18 protein-coding genes are annotated in these 22,472 nt (G+C 67.7%); 1 reads left to right on the top strand and 17 read right to left on the bottom strand.

From position 1 onward, the window contains the following. The first annotated feature begins 143 nt into the window (after positions 1–143). Positions 144–1,523: a serine/threonine-protein kinase gene (locus tag J2S73_RS03750; RefSeq protein WP_306884078.1), complete on the top strand. Its 1,380-nt coding sequence runs from the start codon at positions 144–146 to the stop codon at positions 1,521–1,523. A gap of 20 nt (positions 1,524–1,543) precedes the next feature. Here J2S73_RS03750 and J2S73_RS03745 read toward each other — a convergent pair whose 3' ends face one another. From J2S73_RS03745 to J2S73_RS03665, 17 genes are all read right to left on the bottom strand, one after another. After that, positions 1,544–2,341: a MinD/ParA family ATP-binding protein gene (locus J2S73_RS03745; protein ID WP_306884077.1), complete on the bottom strand. Its 798-nt coding sequence runs from the start codon at positions 2,339–2,341 to the stop codon at positions 1,544–1,546. Between the two features lie 159 nt (positions 2,342–2,500). Continuing rightward, on the bottom strand, positions 2,501–2,938 hold the full coding sequence (locus J2S73_RS03740; RefSeq protein WP_306884076.1) for a hypothetical protein: 438 nt from the start codon (positions 2,936–2,938) through the stop codon (positions 2,501–2,503). A gap of 117 nt (positions 2,939–3,055) precedes the next feature. After that, entirely contained in the window at positions 3,056–3,967 is a 912-nt protein-coding gene (locus tag J2S73_RS03735; protein ID WP_306884075.1) for a serine/threonine-protein kinase, read from the bottom strand. 96 nt (positions 3,968–4,063) lie between these two features. Beyond that, positions 4,064–4,771, bottom strand: a complete 708-nt coding sequence (locus J2S73_RS03730) for a PP2C family protein-serine/threonine phosphatase (RefSeq protein WP_306884074.1) — start codon at positions 4,769–4,771, stop codon at positions 4,064–4,066. Continuing rightward, positions 4,755–5,468, bottom strand: coding sequence for a type VI secretion system-associated protein TagF (gene tagF / locus J2S73_RS03725; RefSeq protein ID WP_306884073.1), 714 nt, complete (start codon positions 5,466–5,468; stop codon positions 4,755–4,757). Before tagF ends, J2S73_RS03730 begins: the two co-directional genes overlap by 17 nt. After that, the gene (gene tssM / locus J2S73_RS03720; protein ID WP_306884072.1) at positions 5,465–9,139 is read right to left on the bottom strand and encodes a type VI secretion system membrane subunit TssM; all 3,675 of its coding nucleotides are present in this window, start codon (positions 9,137–9,139) and stop codon (positions 5,465–5,467) included. The genes tagF and tssM overlap by 4 nt, the downstream gene beginning before the upstream one ends. A 6-nt stretch (positions 9,140–9,145) precedes the next feature. Next, on the bottom strand, positions 9,146–10,126 hold the full coding sequence (icmH, locus tag J2S73_RS03715) for a type IVB secretion system protein IcmH/DotU (protein WP_306884071.1): 981 nt from the start codon (positions 10,124–10,126) through the stop codon (positions 9,146–9,148). Between the two features lie 77 nt (positions 10,127–10,203). Further along, positions 10,204–11,535 carry a type VI secretion system baseplate subunit TssK gene (tssK, locus tag J2S73_RS03710; RefSeq protein ID WP_306884070.1) on the bottom strand — a complete coding sequence of 444 codons (1,332 nt, stop codon included), beginning with the start codon at positions 11,533–11,535 and terminating at the stop codon, positions 10,204–10,206. 82 nt (positions 11,536–11,617) lie between these two features. Continuing rightward, positions 11,618–12,127, bottom strand: a complete 510-nt coding sequence (tssJ, locus tag J2S73_RS03705; RefSeq protein WP_306884069.1) for a type VI secretion system lipoprotein TssJ — start codon at positions 12,125–12,127, stop codon at positions 11,618–11,620. After that, positions 12,124–14,211 (bottom strand): type VI secretion system-associated FHA domain protein TagH, encoded by a 2,088-nt coding sequence (gene tagH, locus J2S73_RS03700; protein WP_306884068.1) that lies wholly within the window; start codon positions 14,209–14,211, stop codon positions 12,124–12,126. The genes tssJ and tagH overlap by 4 nt, the downstream gene beginning before the upstream one ends. Next, on the bottom strand, positions 14,208–15,251 hold the full coding sequence (gene tssG, locus J2S73_RS03695) for a type VI secretion system baseplate subunit TssG (protein ID WP_306884067.1): 1,044 nt from the start codon (positions 15,249–15,251) through the stop codon (positions 14,208–14,210). The genes tagH and tssG overlap by 4 nt, the downstream gene beginning before the upstream one ends. After that, the gene (tssF, locus tag J2S73_RS03690; RefSeq protein ID WP_306884066.1) at positions 15,215–16,972 is read right to left on the bottom strand and encodes a type VI secretion system baseplate subunit TssF; all 1,758 of its coding nucleotides are present in this window, start codon (positions 16,970–16,972) and stop codon (positions 15,215–15,217) included. Before tssF ends, tssG begins: the two co-directional genes overlap by 37 nt. A 14-nt stretch (positions 16,973–16,986) precedes the next feature. Beyond that, the gene (tssE, locus tag J2S73_RS03685) at positions 16,987–17,406 is read right to left on the bottom strand and encodes a type VI secretion system baseplate subunit TssE (protein ID WP_306884065.1); all 420 of its coding nucleotides are present in this window, start codon (positions 17,404–17,406) and stop codon (positions 16,987–16,989) included. Between the two features lie 310 nt (positions 17,407–17,716). Then, positions 17,717–19,204, bottom strand: coding sequence for a type VI secretion system contractile sheath large subunit (tssC, locus tag J2S73_RS03680; protein ID WP_306884064.1), 1,488 nt, complete (start codon positions 19,202–19,204; stop codon positions 17,717–17,719). A 182-nt stretch (positions 19,205–19,386) separates the two neighbouring features. Further along, positions 19,387–19,917 carry a type VI secretion system contractile sheath small subunit gene (gene tssB, locus J2S73_RS03675; protein ID WP_306884063.1) on the bottom strand — a complete coding sequence of 177 codons (531 nt, stop codon included), beginning with the start codon at positions 19,915–19,917 and terminating at the stop codon, positions 19,387–19,389. Between the two features lie 71 nt (positions 19,918–19,988). Then, entirely contained in the window at positions 19,989–21,713 is a 1,725-nt protein-coding gene (locus tag J2S73_RS03670) for a TssA family type VI secretion system protein (RefSeq protein WP_306884062.1), read from the bottom strand. A 160-nt stretch (positions 21,714–21,873) separates the two neighbouring features. Further along, a complete protein-coding gene (locus J2S73_RS03665) occupies positions 21,874–22,428 on the bottom strand; it encodes a hypothetical protein (RefSeq protein ID WP_306884061.1) in 555 nt (184 codons plus the stop codon). Positions 22,429–22,472 lie beyond the last annotated feature (44 nt).

The raw sequence follows: 22,472 nt of genomic DNA, 5'->3' as shown, positions 1-22,472 counted from the left end.
GAACCAGGCGCCCACGAACGGCTCAAGCGGTTGAATCCGGAGCTCTTTCAGACAGGGCCGCTGTTTCCATTCGAGCCGAAAAGGCTCTAGAGTCGCAACTCTCTCACAGCGGTCGGGCGCACGAGCAGCGGGACGGCACCACGATGGTCGCGGACGCACATGACGGACACCGGGACAAGCTCGAAGCTTTCCTGTCCGGACGCCTGTCCTACGTTCAGCTGATCTCCGAGCTCCGCAACGGCATTGTCCGGGGCTCCGTTGCGCCGGGCTCGCTCGGCGAGGTGCTCGGCGAGTACAGCGCAAGCGGGCGCCTGCCCCACGATCTGGTTCCCCTGATCATCCAGGAAGTGCAGCGCGGTCCCGGCCACGCGTCGGAAAGCGACGTCGAGGAGGACGACGAGGCGACGGTCCGGCGTGCTCCCGAAGACGGCCAGGGCGCGCGCCGGCGCAGCGCGATCGACGACCGCGTCGACGACGTGGTGCTGCAGGCCCTGGTCGAAGAATACAAAGCGCTGAAGGGCGGGGACGCGCCCGCCCAGCGCCAGGACGACACGGATCTCGATCACTTCATGTCGGCGTTCGTCGGGGCCCGTCTGCGCCGCACCGCGGAGCGCACGGAAACCGAGGCGAGCGGCGGCGCATCGACCGCCGCCCCTTCGGCCTCCCCGCAGACCAAGGGCGGCCGCGCCCGGGTCGGGTCACTGCTGAAGGAACGCTTCGTCCTCGACCGGGAGATCGGGGGCGGCGCCATGGGCCGCGTCTACGCCGCCGTCGACCGGCGGCGGCTGGAGGCGGGCGATGGCCGGCCTTATGTGGCCATCAAGGTCCTCGACCGCCAGTTCGGCCAGGATTCGCGAGCCTTTCGGACGCTGGAGGCCGAAGCGCGCAAGGCCCAGGCTCTGGCCCATCCCAACATCGTCCACGTCTACGATTTCGACCGCGACGGGCCGGACGCCTTCATCGTCATGGAGCTTCTGCGCGGACGCCCCCTCGACGAGGAGCTCGATCGGCGCGGCAGGCCGATCCCCCTGGAGGAGACGCTGGCGATGCTCGCCGGTGCGTTCACCGGCCTCGGCTTCGCCCACGAGCGCGACGTCCTTCATTGCGACATCAAGCCGTCGAACATTTTCCTGTGCGCCGACGGCACCACCAAGCTCGTGGATTTCGGGATCGCCTCGGCCTCGACGCTGCCTGTCTTCGACGTCGACGAACTGGCCTCGTTCACCGGCCGCTACGCCGCGCCCGAGGTGATCGAGCATCAGATCCGCACCCCCGCGGCCGACGTCTATTCCATGGCCTGCGTGGTCTACGAAATGCTGTCGGGCGCACCGCCCTTCGGCGACCGGACCTCCGTCGACGCCCGCGAACTGGGCAAGAAGCCGGCGAACCTGAACAGCCTCGACCGGCGCCAGATGAGCACGCTCCGGGACGCCCTCGCCTTCGACATGGACCAGCGCATCGCCTCCGTCGCGGAGTTCCGCAGCCGGCTCGAAGACACCGGCCGGCGGTGGTTCGGCCGGTAAGACGGTCCGCGGCGCGCCGGTTACGCGCTCGGCGCGCCCTCCTCAATCCGCTCCACGATGCGTCCGATGCCGGCGGCGAACGGTCCGTCCGGCTGTCGCTCGCTGGCAAGCCCGTCGCTGCCCAGCAGGATGAGATCCTCCGAGAGCGGCAGCACCGCCGCGACCGGCGACTTGTAGGTCGCGAACACGCGGTCGGAGACGGCGGTGAAGTCGAGCGAGGCGATCGCCTTGTTGATGACCAGATAGAGCTGCGGCACCTCCAGCCGGCGCGCCAGGTCCAGGGCGACGGCGGTTCCCTGATAGTCCTGCACGTCCGGCCGCAGCACGATGAACAGGCAGTCCGACACCGCGATCGACAGCAGCGTCTCCTCGTTCACGCCCGGATGGGTGTCGATCAGGAGATAGTCCAGATCCAGCGCCGAGCCGATCTCGCGGAAGCCGTCGTTGAGGGCGTTGACGTCATAGCCCTCGCGGATGATGCGGGCGATTTCTCCGGCGCGCAGGCTGGACGGGATCAGGAACACGCCGCCGCTGACCGGATCCAGCCCGCCCATCTCCGCGTCCCGGTTGACCGCATCCGTCACGTCGACGGCGGTGTCCTCGACCGCGCAGCGGCCCCACAGATAGTCGTTGAGCGTGTGCTTCACGGTCCGCGGGTCGACCCCGAACAGCGCGTGAATGCCCGGTGACTGGATGTCCGTGTCGACGATGCAGACCCGCTTGCCGTGGCGTGCCAGACGGGCCGCGACGTTCGCCGTGATGTTGGATTTGCCCGTTCCCCCCCGGTAGGAGTGGATGGAGATGGTACGCGTCGGCATGGGACCTCGGGTGTTCGATCGGTTCGGAACCGGTTCCTGTCGCCGGATGGTTCCGTGTGAGCGGACAAGGCTCTTGAGCGGTCACAATGACATACAAGATCGGGCGACGGGCTCAAACCGGCCGAGTGAGGGCGGACCGCCAGGCGCGCGGTCGCCCGCTCACTCTTCCTGATGCCGCCCGCGCAAGGAACGGGCCCGTTTCTGCAGTTCCTTGAAGTAGTCGCTCTCGGCGATCGTCTCGACCTCGCGGTCCTTCTTCTCGCGGTCGATGTGGATCCGCAACTCGTTGACCTCGGCGCGAAGGCTGCCGTTCTCCCGCTGCAGTCGCTTCTGGGCGTCTTCCAGACGCCGGCGTGCCTCGCTGAGATCGTCGATCACCCCGGACAGGTGATACTCGCGCGCCTCGATGCGCACGACCATCATCCCGAAGGCCTCGGCGAGCTCCTTCACGTTCTCCGTGACGTCCGCGTCGCTGGTCAGCGTCTCGATGTCGGAGAAGACGGCATAGTTGCCCTGGGCGACCTCCTGGGAGATCCGCTGCAGCCGCGCCAGGCTGGCGGCCAGGGCTCCGTTGGGATCGAGCGTGTCGTCGGTCATCTGGCCCCCGTTGGCTGCCAGGCTGTGCATGCGCGATGGACGCTGGCAAACAATAGCGGATGTTACCCCGCCCGAGACAACAAAATGCGATGGCGCTTGCCCCGGCCTCGCTGCGGCTCAGCCCAACAGGCGCGACAGCCAGGACGAGGTTGTGAAGCCTTCCACGAACTCGTGCACCTCGGGTGTCCGGTCCCGCCGCTCGAAGGCCAGCGCCTGTCTGAGCGCGCGCCACTGGCGCGTGGTGAGCCCGCGCGCCGGGCGTTCCGGCTCCAGTCCCCGCGAGATCGCCCAGCGCACCGAGTTGTGGTCGTAGGGATGACGGCCGGTGGTCAGCATGTAGGCCACGACGGCCAGCGAGTACACGTCGTCGGAGGGCGCCGGCACCATGCCGAGCAGCATCTCCAGGGACGCGTAGGCCGGCGTGAGCGCGCCGACATGACCGAAATAGGCGATCGTCGGCCGGTCGTCGTCTTCCGACAGATCGACCGCCTCGTGGGCATAGGAGATGCCGAAATCGAGCAGCTTCGCCGCGCCGTCGGTGGTGACGAAGATGTTGCCCGGCTTGACGTCGGTGTGCACGACGCCGCGCTCGTGGGCATAGTCCAGGGCGGCGCCGATATCGGTCACGATGCGTTCCCGCGTCACCCGGGACACCGGATCGTTGCCGCGCTTGCGCAGCATGCGGTTGAGCGTCTGGCCCTCGAGCTGCTCCATGATGATGAAGGAGCGGCCGCCGTCCTCGTCCCAGTCGTAGACCCGGGCGATCGCGGGATGCACGAATTCCTGCATGCGCCGCGCTTCGCGGTGCATCAGCTCGCGGATGTCCGCGTTGATCGTGGGATCGTTGTTGAGGAGCTTGATCGCCACCAGCGGCGTCTGCGAAGCCGCACGCAGCCGGAAATGGTCGAGCGCGCTGTAGACGGTGCTCATGCCGCCGCGGCCGAGCACCGAGATCAGTTCGTAGCGATCCCGCAACTTGGTCCCGAGCGGGACCGGCAGCGGTTTGCGTTGGGTGGTCCCCTCGCTCATGTCCGCCCTGAGGCTCGCGCCCGCACCCGTTGGCGTCCGGTCCGCGGGAGGTCCCGCATTCCGCAGCGGCGTTGCACGTCGCACCTCATCGTCAACCTACCCGGCAACCCGCGCTAGCACGGCCGTCAGATCGTCCCGCGATCCGCACACCGCCGCCGCCTCGACGAGGTCCTCCGCAGCGCTTTCCAGCGGGCGCTGCAGGCCGGCGAGAATGTCATCCGGCTCCAGATAGTCGCTTATGCCGTCGGAACACAACAGGAAGGTGTCCTCCGGCTCGATCGCCAGCACGACCCGGTCCAGCTCGATCCGTTCGCCGCTGCCGACCGCCCGGCTGACCACGTTGGTCCGGCGCGTCTCCTGGTTCTGCGGCACGCCGTGATCCCGGGTGATCTGGAACAGCTCGCCGTCGCGCATGAGATAGCAGCGGGAATCCCCGGCCCAGCTGACCACCGCGTAGTCGCGATCCATCACCAGCACCACGACCGTGGCGCCGATGATCGCCGACGCGCCGCTCTTCACCGCCTCGCTGCGCAGGGAGGCGTTGATGCGCTGCAGGCTGCGCTCGATGGTGTCCACGCAGTCCTCCAGCGGCGCCACCGCGACCATCCGGTCGAGGATGCGCGCGACCGACAGGCTGGCGAGCTGACCCTCCAGATGCCCGCCCATGCCGTCGGCCACACAGAACAGTCCGCGCTCGGGACTGGCGAGGAAGGCGTCCTCGTTGACGTCGTGCCGGACCCCGCAGCGACTTGCCGCCGACCAGATCAGCGGCGGCGGACCGATCAGGTCAGTTTCGCCAGCCATGGTCTTTCCACCGGCCGTCGAGGAAGCTTGCGAACATCGCGCCGGTTGGCAGGCCCCGCACCCGGATCGCCTCCGGATTGCGGTCCGGCCAGCCATAGTGCCACCAGACGCTCACGTTGGAGGGGCGCGGCGCCGGAGTGTAGGTCGTCAGGCCGGAGCGGCGCAGGTCGCTGACCGGCGCGAACAGCGGGTTGGTCAGGAGCGCCGCCAGTTCCGACCCATAGGAATTGGCGAACAGCATCGGCTCGGCGCCGAGGCTGTCCAGGGTCGAAAGCCCGCGGTCGACCTTGTCCAGCGCGGCCATCACCTCTTCGATGGTCTTGTCGCCCTCGATCAAAGCGAGCGCGTTCTTCTCCATGTCCTGCAGCGGAATCTGGAGGTTCACCGCCAGCGTCTGGGACGGGAGCAGCTGATCGATCGAGCACGCCAGCGTCAGCGGATAGTAGCGCCCGGACGCATCGACCGACGTGGCCAGCACGCCCGTCCATCCCACCTCCGACACCACGCCGGAATCGATGGCGAAGCACCACAGCGGCGAGGAGAGATAGGCGTTCTCCCACTTGTCCCCGAGGGCGTCGCGCGCCTGGCTGAGGCACTCCTGCAGCCACTTGTCCCACGGCTCCACGAAGCTGTTCGGCAGATGCTTGCGGCAGAAGTCCGCTGCCCCCGGCAGTTTGCCGTATATGCCGGCGGTCATAGATCCCCCAGACACTGGAAGCCCTGGATGATGCCCGGCGCCAACGGATTGACGACCGAACTCGCCTGGACTGTGTAGCTCGCCCGCACCCCGGCCTGGTTGGCGACGGAGAAGGAGTACTGGTCGGTCGCGCCGCTGCGGCTCAGCCCGGTGGTGTACAGCAGCCGGAACAGGGCCCAGGCGCCGGAGCGTTCTTCCTTGATGGTGCCGCCCTCCACCAGGGTGATGATCACCGAGGCGGTGCTCGCATCCCCCTTGTTCGGCCAGGTCATGTCGGTGGTGCGCGGCGGTCCGTGCCGGTAGGTGACCGACGTCCCGTCCAGGCTGAACACCGACCGCAACGCCTGCGGATCCAGGAAGGACGGCGTGATGGAGAATTTCACGCCGAGCGTCGTTCCGCCGTTGAAGAAAGCCTGCTTGATCTGCTCGGCCCGCTGGAACATGTCCATCGTCTGGGCGGAGAAGCCCATGGTCCGTCCGTCGAAGCTCGCCGGCACGAGCTGGCTGCCCTGCTGGGTCACGAACGGCTTGATGTAGGTGGTGAAGAACTGATCGATGGTCCCGCCCTGCCGGAACATGGCGGTGAAGTCGCTCAGCGCCACTTCCGGCTGCGCGTTGGTGATCGGGAAGCGGTTGTCGAGCATGGAGTTGCAGGCCGGGATCACCTGCTGCTGCCATGTCGTGTTGATGTTCTGATACGCGAGCCCGATCAGCACGTCCCAGGACTGGGTCGAGATGTCCTTCAGGATCGACCCATAGGGCGACGGCAGCGTGGCGGAGTCGGTCCTCAGTTGGCTCAGCGCATCCTGGGACGGTGAAGAGGCCCGCTGGGACACGTATTTGAAGGCCGCCTGGGTCGGGTCGGGAGACGACGCGATGCCGTTGATGTCGCCGTAGACCTGGCCGATCAGCTGCTGGATCTGAGGCAGCGTGGTACCGCTCGCCGAGCCGCCGCCCCCACCGGAACCGCCGCCGCCCCCCGAGCCGCCGAGAAGCGCCACCACGGGGGTGAACGGTCGGGCGATCTGGTCGCCGGGCCAGGCCATGTCACCGAACGCCTGCTGGGCCGCGGCGCTGACGGCCTGCCCGGCCGCACCCGTCACGGCCGAGGTGATCGGATTGCCGCCCGACGCGCCACTTCCGCTGCCGCCGCCCGAGCCGTCGCCACCGCCCGAGCCTCCGGAGGCATCTGCGCTCTGGCCGGACGCGCCCGTCGCCTGGGAACCCGGGATCGGCAGCTGGGTGTTGGTCTGGACCGCCTTGGCAAGCCCCTCGAGCGGCGTGTCGGGGCTGGCCAGCACCTGCAGCACCTGCTGCGCGCGCTGGGGCGAGGAGAAATCGACCACCGTGATCTGGTCGAGCGCCTTCTGCCAGATCGAGATGTAGTTGGCCACGTACTGCTTCACGAGGCCCTGCATCGCCGTCTGGTAGTTGTTGCTCTGGCTCTGGCTCCGGCCGGAGATCCAGTCCTGGTTGAGCGAGTCGTTGACGATCTGCGGGGCCTGCTTGAGGAAGAAGTTGTAGAAGCCGTCACGGGTGTAGAGACCCGGGATCTGCAGGATCGGCTGCTTCTGCTGGATGCGCGAGGCGTCCGTCGTCAGCGCCACGGTGCCGATCACGTCGGTCAGCTGGAACGGCGTCAGCGATCCGTCCGCGTTCGCCTTGCGCACCAGCGACGCGTACATCTCGTCCATCGGCGGAACCGTCGACAGCCGGCGCTGCGCCGCCGTGACGATGCCCTGGTTGAAGGGCACCGGCTGCGGCATCTCCGCCACCAGCGACGCGAAATGGCTGTCCATCGCCTGCTGCTGGGCCGGCTGCAGCGGATAGATGCGCTGGGATTCCGTCTTCAGCGTGTCGAGGAGGAAGCTGGCGTCGAAGCGCTGCGGATCGTTCAGCATCATGTAGGCCTGCAGCGTCTGGCGGAGCTGCGGCATGTCGGCTTCGTTCTCGCTCTGGGTCAGGATCGCGACCCGCGCGGCCAGCCGGCTTTCCACCGCCGGCAGGAGATCCTTGGCGAGAATGTCGTTGTAGAGTTTCTGGGTGGCCGGACCGAGCTGATCGCTTGCATCCAGACCGAACCCGCCGACCAGCGGCAGCGCCCCGCCGGTCGAAGCCTTGGTGACCAGCGTCTGGGCGGAATCCAGCAGCGGCGTGAGTTGCTCCAGCGTAGGCTGGCCGCCCAGCTCCTTCACCCGCGCCTCGGTGTTCTGGAGCTCCTGGTTGACGTCCGCGATCTGGGCGCGGCTGTGGCTCATCACGCTGGCCATCCCGAGGCCCAGCCCGATCACCAGAAGCACGGCGGCGGCGTATCCGAAGCCGTAGCGCAGCGCCAGCAGCCGCTCGAGCCGGCGGTTGGTTCCGATCAGGTCGGCTTCCTGGAAGACGATGTCGGTGAGCAGCCGATGGATGAAGTACGCCTTGCCCCGTCCCGAATAGGGGACCATCTGCCCGGGCGCGAGGCCGAAGCGCCGGCTGAACGCGCCGAGCAGACGGTCGATCGGGGTGCCTTCCTGGGTGCCGCTGGTCAGGTAGACGCCGCGCAGCTGCGGGGTCTTCTCGTAGCGGCTGGTCCGGAACACGTCGCGCACGAACGTCGACAGGACCCCCTGGAAGGCGGCGAGCTCGCGCGGGAACAGGAAGATCTTGGCCCGGCGCTCCAGATTGCGTTCCGCGTGCAGCCGCTCCGGCGCCTGCGCCTCGATGTTGGCAAAAAGCTCCTTCAGCCGGCTGTCGACTTCCGACGGCACCTGAACGGCGGAGGTTTCCGCCGGCAGCGTGATGCCGACCACCTGCTGGCGTTCCTCCTCGCGCAGGTCGTCGAAAAACTCCGTGAAGCCCGAAATCAGGTCGGACTTCGTGATCATCAGATAGACCGGAACCGAGACCTCGAACGCCTTCACCAGCTCCTGCAGCCGCCGCCGCAGCGTGTCGGCCAGCATGCGGCGCTCGGTATCGCTGCGGTCGAGGATGTCGGCCGCACTGACCAGAAGCAGCGCGCCGTTGATCGGCCGGCGCCGGCGATGGCTGCGCAGGATGTCGAGAAAGCCGATCCAGGCGGCGCGGTCGGTCTCGCGGTTCACGTCCTGGGTCGTGTAGCGGCCGGCCGTGTCGATCAGGATCGCCCGGTCGGTGAACCACCAGTCGCAGTGGCGGGTGCCGCCGAAGCCCTGCACCGCCTCCGATCCGAACCGGTCGGACAGCGGAAACTCCAGCCCCGAGTTCGACAGGATGGTCGTCTTGCCGGTGCCCGGCGCGCCGACCAGCACGTACCAGGGCAGTTCGTAGAGGAACCGCCCGCCGCGCTTGCCGCTGAGCGTCGACTCCTTGAGCACCTCCAGGGCGTGCTGGAAGCGTTCCCGGATGATCTCCAGTTCCTCGTCCCGGTCCGACGTCGCCATGGAGGCGAGTTCGTCGGACTCGATGAGGTTCTTGATCAGCCTGGAATTGGCGCGGCGGATCAGCAGGAAGCGGACCAGCGCGATCAGCAGCAAGAGCCCGACCAGCCCGAGAATGACCCCGATCCGTGCGGCCCGGCTGGCCAGCGGATGGCCGCCCATCAAGCTGAATTCCGGTCCGAAGAACCAGATCACCAGCGACAGGGCGACCAGCGCGAACAGGAAAACGAGCGTCCGGATCTTGAACAGTTCACGGATCAGGGAACCCAGCATCGCGCGCTACCTTACCTGGCCTTGCAGGCTCTGGATCGTGGTAAGGACCGGCCCGAGATCCTCCTGAAGACGGATCTGGAAGAACACGTAGAGCAGCACGATCAGCACCGCGCTCGCCGTGAACGCCACCCAGAGCGGGACGAAGGTGCGGATCGACCGCTTCTTGCGCGGCCCTTCCCATCGCGCCGACAGCTGGTCGGGCGGCGCGGGCAGATATTCCCGGAGCGTCCGTCCGAGCCGGGTGCGGACGTTCTCGAGCTGGTCGCGGCCGCCCTCGACCACGCGGTAGCGGCCTTCGAACCCCAGCACCAGGCAGGCATCGATCAGCCGGAGCACCGCCAGGTATTTCTTCGGCTGCTCCATGATGCGGTCGAGCAGCTGGAAGACCTTCTCGCCGCCCCAGGTCTCGCCGTGATATTCGCTCAGCAGGCTCTGGTTGCTCCAGGTCGAGCGGCTGCCCCAGGGGGTGGTCAGGACGATCTCGTCGATCAGCGAGCACAGCACGTAGCGGCCCGCGGTGATTTCCCCCGCGGACGCGCCCATCTTGGTCGCGCGCTCCTCGAACCGTTCGATCTCCGCCGACACGCGCCGGCGCAGCGCGTCGATATCGGCGAATTCCACGGAATTGCGGAGTTCCGCGGCGAGCACCAGCAGAGGCTCGGCGCACACCAGCAGGATCTCGTCGTTGCGCTGCGGCTGCCGGCGCAGCAGCATGTCGTAGCCCGACGCGTCGCCGCTTTCCGTGCCGGTTGCGACCGGCGCGCCGGACTGGCCGCCGCGCGAGGACACCACCACCGTCGGGTCGTCCGAGCCCTGGTCCTTGCGGATCGTGGGATCGTCGTCGCCCCCGTTCCGGCGGACCGTCGCATCGTCCTCATCCCCGACGAGATCGCGCAGGCTCGTCCGCGAACGCGGCGAGACCTTGCCGTCCCCCCTGCGGGAGGACGACTGCATGACCGTCGGATCGTCGTCGCTCGTGTCCACCATCGTCTCTGTGTCCTGCGCGCGGCGCCTGTATCGGCCGGCCACGCGCAATTTCCGATACTAGCCTAGTCCGGCCCCGATTAAGAGGTTCTGACCGCCCAGAACTCCATGTAGAGGTCGGGATGGTCGCCGCTCACGTGGAACGCGAAGGCCGCTGAATTCTGCAGTCGCGGCCACAGCTCCGCCGACTGGTCGAGCTCGAAGTAGACGCCGTTGCGCAGCACCGGCAGCTCGCGTGGGACCACGTTGACCTGACGCAGCGGGATGCCCGGAAGCTGCAGGTTCACCAGATCCCGGATCTGTTCGACCGGCCCCACCTTGGTGCGCACCGGGAACTCCCGTGAGATCACCTCCGTCGGCATGCTCGCGGTGGCGACCAGGATCAGGCGGCAGCCGGTGAAGATCGACCGGTCCGTGATCTGCCCGATCCAGATGCCGTAGGCTTTCGGTTCGATCGGGATCCGGATGGCCTTGCGTTCGGTGACCGTCGCCAGCAGCTCCTGCACCCGCAGGACCAGCGGCGGAAACACCTCCTCCGGCTTGGCGTGAACGTAGGCCGGCAGTTCCTCGGGCCGGCGCGTCTGGCCGAGAAAGGCCGACAGTTCGCCCACCACCCCGATCATCGCCCGGTAGAGCGCTTCCGGATGCACGCCGGCGGTCTGCGAGTAGTGCTGGAACAGCACCTCCTGCCGGTTGACGCAGCTCAAGAGGATAATGTCCATCAGGCCGGCCGTGTCGGTATCGCTCTGGGTCGGTCCCGAGCGTTCGGCAAGCACCATGGCCCGCTGGTTCAGAAGCCGGTGGGTTTCCCGGGCCGCATCCAGCATGGCCGGGAACGCATGGATATCGAGTGCCGGCCCCATGAAGTCCGTGTCCAGTTCGACCGCGCCGCTCGGCTCCACGCTCTTGATGCGCGCGATCGGCAGCTCGCAGCAGTCCTCGACCGGCTTATTGCCCACCGCGATCCGGATGTTCGGCTGGCCGACCGTCACCCGCACCGCCGAGCGATCGGGATTGGTGGCGTCACGCGCCTCGATCTCGGAGGTGAGCACCCGGCGGTATTCCTGATTCCGGCTCAGTTCGACGCCGTCGCCCGGCCGCAGCGGCAGCACGAGCTTGACCAGGCTGCCGCCGTCGTTGGTCGAAATCGCCTTCGGTTCGGGCAAGGCAGCGTCTTCGGGCGCGCGCACGACGGTGCCGTCGGGCAGCACGGCCCGCAGGTTCGTCAGCACGAACCGCCCCAGGGCAAGAGCGTTCTGGTCGACGGAGATCGCCCGCACCCCCCAGGCGGCCGGCGACAGGCCGCTCGCCCGCTCGTCGACGAGCCGGTCGAGCCAGCGGTCGTGCTGCTGGAAGTGCTGAGGGGACATGAACATCCCCTCGAACCAAAGCGTCCTGCTCGTCAGTGACATATTTTCCGTCGCCCTGTCGCCCGCTCGACCGCGGGCCCTCGAGTTCAATGTCGAGGCCGCCCGCGGCGGCTTCTCCGATCGTCTAGAATACGCCCAAGGCCTTCTTCTCACCGGCCGACAAGGAAACCGCCAGACTGGTCAGCGTGACCGTGACGATGTTTTCCTTGTTCTTCGTGACGGCGGCGGACGCCCGCCAGGTGGCGGAATCGATGTCGCGGAACCCGGCGAGCACGGCGATGTACGCGGTTTCGTCGGGCGTCGTCTTCTTGATCTTCTTGGTGGTCCCCGGCGCGATCTCGTACTCGGTTTTGGCCACCAGGTCCGGGCCCAGCGTCTTGGTGTCGTCGTCGTAGAGCTGGAAGAACTCCGCCTGGTTGAACGACTGCGCCGACTTCAGCTCGTAGATCCGGACCACGACGGGCGAGGGCTCGTCGTCCACGTTCGGATTGAGCTGGGCGTTTGCGGACATGGTGATGTTCAGGGTCGTCGGCGACTTCTTGAAGAGACCGCCGCCGCACCCGGCCAGCACGACGCTGAGCGCCATCAACACGGCGAGCGCCGCGGGCCTCCTGCTTGCAAACGCAAAACTCATCGCGACCTGTCCTTCCCTTTCAACGCGGCAAGATTCTTGTCGTAGGCACGCATGAACTGATCGGAGACGAGCCGGCGGGTGGTCGTTTCCGGATCCTGCGAGAGCTGGGCGTGCAGTTCCTTGTACCGCTCCCACAACGCCTTGCCATCGCCGCGACCGAAAAATCCACCCGCGGCGTCCTCGGCCTGGATGGATGCCGGATCCAGCTGCGCAAGAATAGCGCCAATCGCCTCCTGCATCACCGTCACCGCCGCCATCTCGTGGGCCTTGATCTCCGTGAAGCCGGTCTCCATGGCCTCGTCGAGCTTGAGGAACCCCGGCTCCGGCTTCGAAAGCGCCCGCTGCAGCGCTTCCTGGCCCGATCCGTAGAACTTGAACGGGTTGTTGTCCTCCGGCTGGATCCGCGTCTGGTCCAGCCGGAACTCCTCCTTGAAGAGACGGCGGGCGGCCAGCACGTCGGAGAGCCCCTCGGCGGCGGCCCGTGCGGTGCGCGCAACCTCGGCGGCCACCGCGGCCTTGCGGTCGGCTGGGATCGTCTGCGGATCGAGCCCGGCCGCGGTCAGCACCGCGTCGAGATCCGCCGACACCGGGGCCGCCGGTGCGGCGGGCGCGGCCGACGGTGCCGGGGCTGCCGCAGGCGCCGGCTGCTGCGGCGGGCTGGCGGCGCGGTGGCTGGCCCGGGCGCGCAGGGCGGACACCGGATCGAGCGTCGCACCTTCGGCCGGCGGCTTCTCGCCATTGCCTGCGCGGGGGCCGGAACCGGTGCTGGCCGGCGTCACCAGATCGGACAGCAGATTGTTGCCGGGTGTCCGGCGGGCCCGCGGCGGACGGCTCGGTTCGGAGGCGGCCGGAGACGTCGCTTCCGGCCCTGGCGTGCGCGTCTCGACCGGCGACTGCGCCGGTTGGGATGGCGTCGGCTGGGCCGGGCGGGCATCCGGCTCGGATCCGAGCAGGCTGTCGAGGGGTGGCAGAGGCTGCGCGGCGGCCGGGCTGCGCTGCCCGGTGCCCGCCGGGGTCGCAGGCGCGATCGCCGGTCCTGAGGCGGCGGCGCTGCCGCCCCCGCCGCCGAGGAGATCCTCCCAGGACACGTGATCGGGGATCGGCCCCGCCGCACTGCCGCCGCCGGAAGGCGGCGCGGCCGGCGGCTGCTGTCGGGGCGGCGCCTGGCGCGCGCCGTGATCGTGGGCGCCGCTGCCCGCGTCCGCACTCTCCCGCGCCTGTCCGGAACCGGGATTGCCGAGTTCGGTCGCAAGTGCGCTGCTCAGCCGGGCGCCGATGTCGTTCTCAAGCGTCTGCGCGATGCTCGCCGGCGCCGGCGCCGGCCGAGGCTGGGACTGGGGCATCTCCTGAGGCTGCGGCTGAGCCTGCCGCGGTGGCGGCGAGGCGAAATCGGCCCCGATGTCCCGCGGAATGTAGGCCGTCTGATCCGACCCGCCGGAGTGACCGCCTGCCGGGTCGGGACGATCGGTCGAGGGGCGGGGCCGGCTGGGGCCACCGCCGAGGTCGGCGAACGGATCGCTCTTTGTGGCCTGGGTCGGCGCGCTGCCGAAGAAGGACCCCAGCGTGTCGTCGCCCCTGCGGCGCGGCGTCGGCATCGGGTCGCGGCTGGCGGTCGAGGTACCGCGGCCGGTCGCGTAGATATTGTCGGAGCGTCCGGAATATTCTGCACCCAGCGCAGACAGCGGATCGACCTCGCCGTGCTGGGACGACGCGTCCGGAACGATCGACATGCGCGGACCCGACCGGCTCTGGCTGCCGCCGTCCTCCTGAAGCCGCGCGCTGATCACATAGTCGCCGAAGCGCAGCCGCGTTCCCTGGACGACCTCCGTCGAATGGCCCCGTCCGAGCGGGGTTTCCGCGTCCCCAAGATACACGCCGTTGGTGCTGGTGTCGGTGATGTAGAAGCGGCCGTCGCGATAGCTGATGGTGGCGTGCCGGCCCGAGATCGTGCGGGTGGAATCCTCGATCCGCCAGTCGCAGGTCGCATTCCGGCCGATGACCCCGCCCTGATAGTCGAAGGTGTGTTCCGTACCGCGCTTCAGCCCGCCGGGCTGACCCGACAGGACGGAGAGGACGAGCTTCATGCCGCCTGCCTCCCTTGGCTTGACGTTTCAGTCGGCCCCTGCCCCCGGAAGTCGCCGGCCACGACGACCGGCTCCACCGAGCCGGACACCTGGCCGAGCCACGAGGTCCAGCCCAGCTGGCTGCGGCCGAGCCGGGAGCCGGCGGCCTGATTGTCTTCCAGCACCAGTTCCACGTCCCACTCCAGCGGCTCCTTGAGCGTCAGCTCGATCAGGCGGCGCAGCCGCTCGTAGTCGCCGCCGCTCGGCAGGAACCGCTTGAACAGAGGCAGCGACAGCGGCCCCACACGCACCCGGAACTTGCCGAGACTGTCGCGGACATAGCTGCCGATGATCATGTTGCGGCCAACCTGCATGGACGCGCCCAGCCGGCCCCGCGCCTCCTGGGTGAGCTGGACCTCGCGGGTGACGAACTCGCGCACCTTCACCGGCACCTTGAAATGATGGGTGAGAATGCTCGCCACCACGTCGGACGACCGGCTATAGAGCGCCAGAAGCCCGATCTGCGGCAGAAGCAGCGCCGCCTGCGGATCGGCCGCGCGCGACCCCTTCACCGCCGGCGCGCCATAGAGCGACAGCAGCCGGGCGGAGATCGGATCACCGCCGCCGGTCCGGTAGCGCAGATGATACCGCCACCGCGCCCAGATCCGCCTGTAGAGCGAGATCATCCGGTGATTGAAGAAATCGAGGAAGTCCTCGAGCACGTCGTCGTCGAGATCGGCGCGCGTGATCCGTTCGGTATAGGCCGGCGGCAGCGGCGACGACGGGCCGTAGAGGCCGAGGAAGTTCACCCGGATCTCGATCAGGCCCGGAATGTCGGGCGACTCGCTGACGCTGTCGACCTCGCGCGCGGGAAAGCCCAGCGAGCGGGTCGCGCGGAACCGCAGCCGCTCGTTCTCCGGACGCAGGTCCACCCCTCCAATCGACTCTGCATCGAGCAGGCGCTGGAGACGGGAGACCGCATTGTTGAAGCCGTAGTCCGCAAGGGCCGAAAGCTCGGCGTCGCCTATTGCGGACTCGCCTCGCCTATCCGTGGGGCCCATTCGTACACCGCGTTGCTGTCGACACCGATAACCCGGAGCACGTGATGGCTGTTCACCGACGCATAGGCGGCGAAGAACACGTCCATCACCGATCCGAAAAGGAACAGTTCGCCCTCCCCGCCGATGGCGGATTCGCTGACGCGGAGGACGATGCGACGGCTGCGCACCGGGCGGCCGTCGAGGAAGAGATCGAAGGGCTCGACGTCGATCGAGATGATCGCGGCGAGCAGATTGTCGAGCTGCTGCCGTTCGGCCACGTCATAGGCCGCCCGGAAATCGTAGGCGTCGATCACCGCCCTCAGCGCCTCCACCGAGAGCAGCGATCCGAAATTGCGCGCGAGGCTCGAGATCAGGCGCCACTGGATGCCGTCGTTCAGCGGCGGCGCGACTTCGTTGGTGACCGTCGACACGTTGCGGAACGTCACCGAGCCGGGCGTGTCACCCGTCGCCTGGGTCACCGAACCGATCGGCAGCAGATGGGCCACGCCGCCGTTGGTCACGTCGATCAGCATGGTGATCGTTTCCGCACGCGGGTCCATCGCCTGCTCGCGCCCGTTCACGAACGAGATCTCCATGTCGATCCCGTTGGTCACCGTCGCCGGTCGCGGATGGCTGCGATAGTAGATCCGCCGGTCGCTCTCGTTGCCGTGGTCGTGGCGGAAGCTCTCGAACGGATAATAGGTGATGCGGCCGCTCTGGCCCTGCACGTAGCCGGTCACGCGCTGGATCCCGTGCACCGACTCGTCCGGCTTCGGCGGCCGCACGCGGTACTCGCTGCGGCGCGGATCGACCATGATCGGCATCGCTTCGGTCCGGAACAGGTTGACTGCCGGCGTCGCGTTCAGCTCGATGTGCCGACGCGACACCCGCACCTGATCGGGCAGCGGCCGCGAGAACGAGAACGCGACCGTGATCCGCGGCGACCCCGTGTGGCCGAAATCCGCCGGTAGGGCCTCCGACCAGTCCAGGTCCACGAACAGGAATTTCGACGGGAACAGCAGATATTCCTGCAGGACGCGGAACGCCCAGAAGCTGTTCACCGAATAGGGAATGACGTCGTCGCCCTGGCCGAACCCGACCGGCTTGATGACGCTCGGGCTGAGGCGGATCCCCGTCGTATCGCCGACGGAGACGGTGACCTCGCGCAGATAGCGCAGCATCCACAACAGGAGCGTCCGGCCGATGATCGGTTCGCGTTCGCTGGAAAAATGCAGCCGGAGCGGTATCCGGCGCAGATCCTCCGCCGGGATCGCGTCGGTGACGTTGAGGTTCATCGTCAGGTTGGCCGACGTGCTGCGGTTTTCCATCACCACGTCGTCGACCTCGAGCGGCAGCACCGACAGCGGATAGCGCGTGGTGAACAGACAGGTGGTTCCGCGCACGCCCTGGGAGGCGACCGTCGTGTTGCGGGGCACCTCGAGGGGCTCGATGCCGACGTCCGGCTTGGGGCGGAACGTCATCATCGTCATCGGCGGGATCGGCTTGAGCAGCTGCGGATTGACCAGTTGCAGCAGGCCGGTGGCCAGCTCGGGAAGCTCGTCGTCGAGCCGCTGCCGCAGTCGCCCGGTGAGGAAGGCGAACGCCTCCATCAGCCGCTCCACGTCTGGATCGTCGGATTCCCGGCCCAGGAACGCGGCGAGCTTCGGGTTCGCGCGGGCGAATTCCTCGCCGAGCTCGCGCAGGTAGGTGAGTTCGTCTTCGTAGTAGCGGTTGATGGTCATCGCGCGGCCATCCCTTACCGGCGCAGCGACACGTGGCCGTCGTCGGTGAACACGGTTTCGAACGAAACCGGCCGCGACTTGTCGTCCACGATGAGCTTTGCGGTGATGTGGAAGTTCAGGGACAGCGGCTGATCCGGATCCGGAATGAACTTGACGTCGACCTCCGTCAGGCGCGGCTCGAAGGCGCGGATCTGCTCGCGCACCGTGCGCGAGATCGCCGGCAGCGCATCGGGGAACTGGCCCAGGAAGGAGTTGAAGTCGGGCACGCCGAAATCCGGACGCGTCTCGCAGCACCCCTCGCGCGAATTCAGCACCAGCTGGAGGTTGGCCATAACGCTCTCGACCACGGCGGACGGATCGATGTCGCCGCGCGAGACCGGACGCCCGGTCTGGGCGGCATCCAGTCGCTCCAGCAAGGTGAGCTCGTAACGCATGACACTTCGCCCATCCGAAAACGCGTTGATCGAGCCGCCCTTATCCGAAGCGGGCGCGATCGTTCACCGAAGTCCGGGCGAAGACCGCCGCGGCCGTCCCGGCCGCGCGCCCCCTCGCCCACCGGACGGAACCCTCCTTCCGCCCGTTTGCGTCGCCGACGATCGAAGCCGCATGACACGCCCCGGACGGCGACCGCCGGCTGCGATGCGGGTTTCGACCCGACCGTGGCGATCCGGCACCATCGAACCGGGTCCGCCGGCCGGCGCCCGGGAGCCTTCCGCTTCCGGGACTCCTTGTTGCCGGTCCGTCTCAGTTCTTGTCGAGCTTGCCGTGCAGCGACAGCGTGAAGTCCGCACCCATGTACTTGAAGTGCGGCTGGATCGCCATGTTGACCCGGTACCAGCCCGGCTCGCCTTCCACGTCTTCGACCACGATGTCCGCCTTCTTCAGCGGACGGCGTGAACGCACTTCGGCGGACGGCGATTCCTGATCGGACACGTACTGACGGATCCAGGTCGACAGTTCCTGCTGCAGCTCGCCCCGGTCCTTCCAGCTGCCGATGTTCTCGCGCTGGAGCACCTTGATGTAGTGGGCGAGACGGCTGACCACGAACATGTACGGCAGCTGCGTGCCGAGCTTGTAGTTCAGCTCCGCATCCCGGCCTTCCGCCGAGGTGCCGAAATATTTCGGCTTCTGCACCGAGTTCGCCGAGAAGAAGGCGGCGTTGTCGCTGCCCTTGCGCATGGTCAGCGAGATGAAGCCCTGCTCGGCCAGTTCGTATTCGCGCCGGTCGGAGACCAGAACCTCGGTCGGGATCTTGGTCTGCAGCTGGCCCATGGCCTCGAAGTTGTGCAGCGGAAGGTCCTCGACCGCGCCGCCGGACTGCGGGCCGATGATGTTCGGGCACCAGCGGTATTTGGCGAACGAGTCCGTCAGCCGCGTCGCGAAGGCGAAGGCGGTGTTGCCCCAAAGATAATTCTGGGTGCTGCCGGCCGGATCCTCCTCGAAGTCGAAGCTCTTCACCGGCACGGTCTCGCGGCCGTAGGGAAGGCGCAGCAGGAAGCGCGGCAGGGTGAGCCCCATGTAGCGGGAGTCCTCGGACTCGCGGAAGCTCTTCCACTTGGCGTATTTCGGGCCCTCGAAGATCGATTCCAGATCCTTTAGGTTCGGCAGCTCCTCGAACTTGTCGACGCCCAGCATCTGCGGCGACACGCCGGCGATGACCGGCGCGTGGGACATGGCGCCGACGCTGGACATGTACTGCATCAGCTTCACGTCCTGGGCGCCCGGCCCGAACTCGTAGTTGCTGATCACCGCGCCGAACGGCTGGCCGCCGAACTGGCCGTACTCGGCCGTGTAGACGTGCTTGTAGAGGCCGGACTTCACCGTCTCCGGCGCGTCCTCGAAATCGGTGAGGAGATCGTCCTTCGCGGCGTTCATCATCTCGATGCGGATGTTCTGCCGGAAGTCGGTGCGGTCGACCACGAACTTCAGCCCGCGCCATGCCGACTCGAGCTTCTGGAAGTTCTCCTGGTGCATGATCGAATTGAGCTGATCCGACATCTTGCGGTCGATCTCGGCGATCATCTGATCGACGGCGAGATTGTTGACCTTCTCGTCGGAGCGGCTCGGCTTCATCAGCTCCGAGATCAGCGCCGCGACGCCCTGCTTGGCGACGTCATAGCCGTCGTCCTCGGGCGCCATCCGGGTTTCCTGGAGAATCTGGTCGAGAAGGGACGCCTCGGTCGTCTCCTCGGTCGTCGTTCCCTGGGACTTTTCGAGTTCGGTGTCGGCCATGGCCTCGTGCCTTCGACTGGTGTTCTTGCGCCGGGTGGGCGCCCCTCAAGCCTCCACGGACCGGCCGGCCCGCGGAGCGGTTTGGTTCATCGGGCGGCGGCCTGGGCCACCTCCGTCACGGTCGGCACCCGGGGCGGAACGGGGTGGACCACCCCGCCGCCACGTCCGCGCCGAACCGTGGATCAGGACTTCGGCTCTTCGCCGTCCTGGGACTTGGCTTCCGTCACCGAGGTCAGCTCGGCCAGCAGCTTCTCGCGCTGATCGGAATCGTCCAGCATGCCCTGGATCATCTTGCGGAACTGCGGAACGTTGCCGAGCGGGCCCTTCAGCGCCACCAGCGCCTCGCGCAGCTCCAGAAGCCGGTTCAGTTCGGGCACCTGCCGCGCCACGTTCTCCGGCTCGAAGTCCTTCAGGGTCTCGAATTTGAGCGACACCGCCATCTGCTCGGGCTCGCCGCCCTCGCTTTCCTCGAGCTTGTTCTCGACGTTGAGATCGAGCCCGAGATCGTAGCTGCGCATGACGTCGTTGAAGTTGTCCTTGTTGACGTCGGCGAGCTTGCGATCCTCGATCGGCGTCTCGTCCGGCTTCATCGTGAAGTCGCCAAGCATCAGAAGCTTCAGCGGCAGCTCGACTTCTTCGCGCGCATTACCCGTGGCCGGCTTGTAGCGGATGTTCACCCGCTCCTTCGGCGCAACCGACGATTCCTTAGACATGGTCAGCTTCCTCTTCCCGCGGCAGACCCAACAGCTCTGGCGCGTCTATATTGCCTCAAACTGGCTTCGACTTACACACCGCATGCGAAAGCGCGCGCGGCATCAACCTTGACGAGTTCGCTGCGCGCTGCCGCGCGGCGTCTCGTCAGTTCGTCCTCCGGATAGGCGGCCGTCGCCGCCTGGTGCTGCAGCGCCATCAGACGCACTTCCGCCGCCCGCGCCAGAAGGCCGGGCTCGTACTCGGCCAGATCGACCCCGTCGCCGCTTTCCACCAGCGCGTCGGCCAGGGCCACGGCCTCGACGATCCGGCCGGCCTCCAGGCACAGCGAGGCCTGGGCGAGGCGCCACTGGAAACGTTCGCGGCCGGACGCCGCGCCGTTGCCGGCCTTCACCAGAAGCGCCATGGCCTCTGTGCCCTTGCCCGTCGCCAGCAGACTGCGTGCCTGGGCCGCGGCTTCCTGGGTCGGATCCGCGTCGGCGCCGCCACTGCCGCCGACCTGGGTCGACTGGATCCAGGCGACCGTATCGGCGTCCGCAAATGGCGTTCCGTCGGAAAAGGTCATGGAGAGAAGGTCGGGAAAGCGGCGCAGAAAGACTTCGGTCTGGCCGTCGACGGTCGCAGCCGCCGCTTCGTGACCGGGCCCGAGCGCGCGCAGCGCCGCGGACGTCCACCGGCTCGCCGTCAGAAAGAAGGGCCGATCGTGCTGCAGCGCCTCGGCCTGCTCGATCACGGCATCGTGGTTGCCCGCGGTGAAAGCCGCCTCCAGCATGGCCACCATGTCGCCGGGCGGAGCCGGCATGGCGGTGCGCCCGCGCTCGGCATCTGGCATCTGCACGACCCGGCTCCAGCAGGCGGTGCGCAGCAGCGCGTAGGCGCGCGCATCCGCCTTCGAGGCCTTGCGAAGCTGGGTGGCGACCCGGGCCATGGCCTCGGTGACCTGGGTGACCGCGCGTTCCGCGTCGGCGGTGTCGATGACGAGATTGGGGGCCGGCGCGCTCGCAGCCGGCGCGGCGGCAGGCGCCGGTGTCGGCTGGGCCGCGGCCGGTGCGGGCGCGGCCGGCGTCTGAGCGGCAGCCTCTCCGCCGGCGGCCGGGGACGCGTCCGCGGCAGCCGGTGCCGGCTCGGTCGCGGCATCTGCCGAAGCCTCGGGCCCCGACGCTGCCGCCTCCTCCGCCTTTGCGGCCTCCTCGGCGGCGCGATCAGCCGCGGCAGCCGCCTGTTCCAGGCGTTCGCGCGCCGGGGACGCATGGGTGCGGATGGAGCGCAGCAGGATCGAGAGCGTCGTGTCGATCGACAGCTTCTCGGCCACGAGATCGGTCAGCGTCTGCGCCGCCTCGTAGGCCGCGACGATGGCGACATCGTCTTCCTGGGCGACATCGGCATGTTCCAGCAGCGGTGAAATGCGCTCCGACAGCCAGTCGAAGACGTTTGCCCGTCCGCGCGCCCGCTGCGGTGGCGGCTGCATCTCGTCCCAGAAGGTCTGGCACATGCCGTCGAGGATCAGGAGGCCCGTGGCCAGGCCGTGGAACCCCTCCACTTTGAACAGGGCGAAGCAGAGCCAGCAGGCGGGCAGGAGATCCTTGCCCTCCTCCCGCAGGATGGCGAGCGACCGGTCGCGGACATTGGGCCAGCGCACCGCGGTCGGGCCTTCGGTCTCCAGCTTGCGCAGTTCGTCTTCGACGAGGGTGAACGCCTCGCTGTCCCGCACGGGCTTGCCGGCAGGGGCGTCGGCGCGGATCGCCTCGCCACCGACCGCTGCGCGCGGATCCTCGAACTGGTCGCGCCAATCCGACACGGAAAGCCCCTTACATTCGTTCAGCTGCCAAAATCAGCCGAACACTGCCCAATACGTCAGCCCTTTATCCTTAAATCTTATGGGCATGACAAATACGCAACCGTCGCTTCGTTAATTCTCTGCAATGTCGGAAGCGACGACATCCGCTTCGGCCGGCCGGTCAGCGCTGATCGTTGGGCGACCAGGCATTCGCCGGCGGCGGCGGCTTGTCGATGTTGATGCCGCACTTGCGGGCGAATTCGCGGGTAGTCGCGGTCGAATCCTTAGCCGACGACGTATCGGTCCAGGACACGCCGTAGCTCGCTGCCTCGACGCCCAGATGGATCGTCACGAGCGCGTTACGCACGTCGACCAGCGCCGTGTAGATCGCCTGCATGTCGCTGTCGTTGGTGTAGGCGACGCCGTTCTCGCCGAACTTCTTGGCCGTCACCTTCATCGTGTGCTTCGGCCCGTCGTCGGTGCTGGTCCACAGGGTCATCGGGATCGTGCCGAGCACGTCTTCCCAGTTGCCGGGCTGGATATAGGCGAACGACAGCGTTCCGTTCGGCCCGCACTCCGCGCGCAGCGTATCGGCGTGGTCGGCGGCGCCGGACAGCACGTAGCTGCCGCCGCCCTCATTGGTCAGCGTCCAGTTGGCCAAAGCGGGAGACGCCACCAGAACGCCGCCGAGCGCCAGCGCCAGACCGCGGCAGACAGTTTTTGTCGACGACCCCATCAGCCTCTCCCAGTACCCCTCACCCGCGATCTCCTAGCACATCT

The organism is Amorphus orientalis, assembly GCF_030814015.1.
Lineage (GTDB): Bacteria > Pseudomonadota > Alphaproteobacteria > Rhizobiales > Amorphaceae > Amorphus > Amorphus orientalis.
Note: the sequence above shows the minus strand (reverse complement) of the source record. Positions and strands in the feature narration are given on the sequence as shown.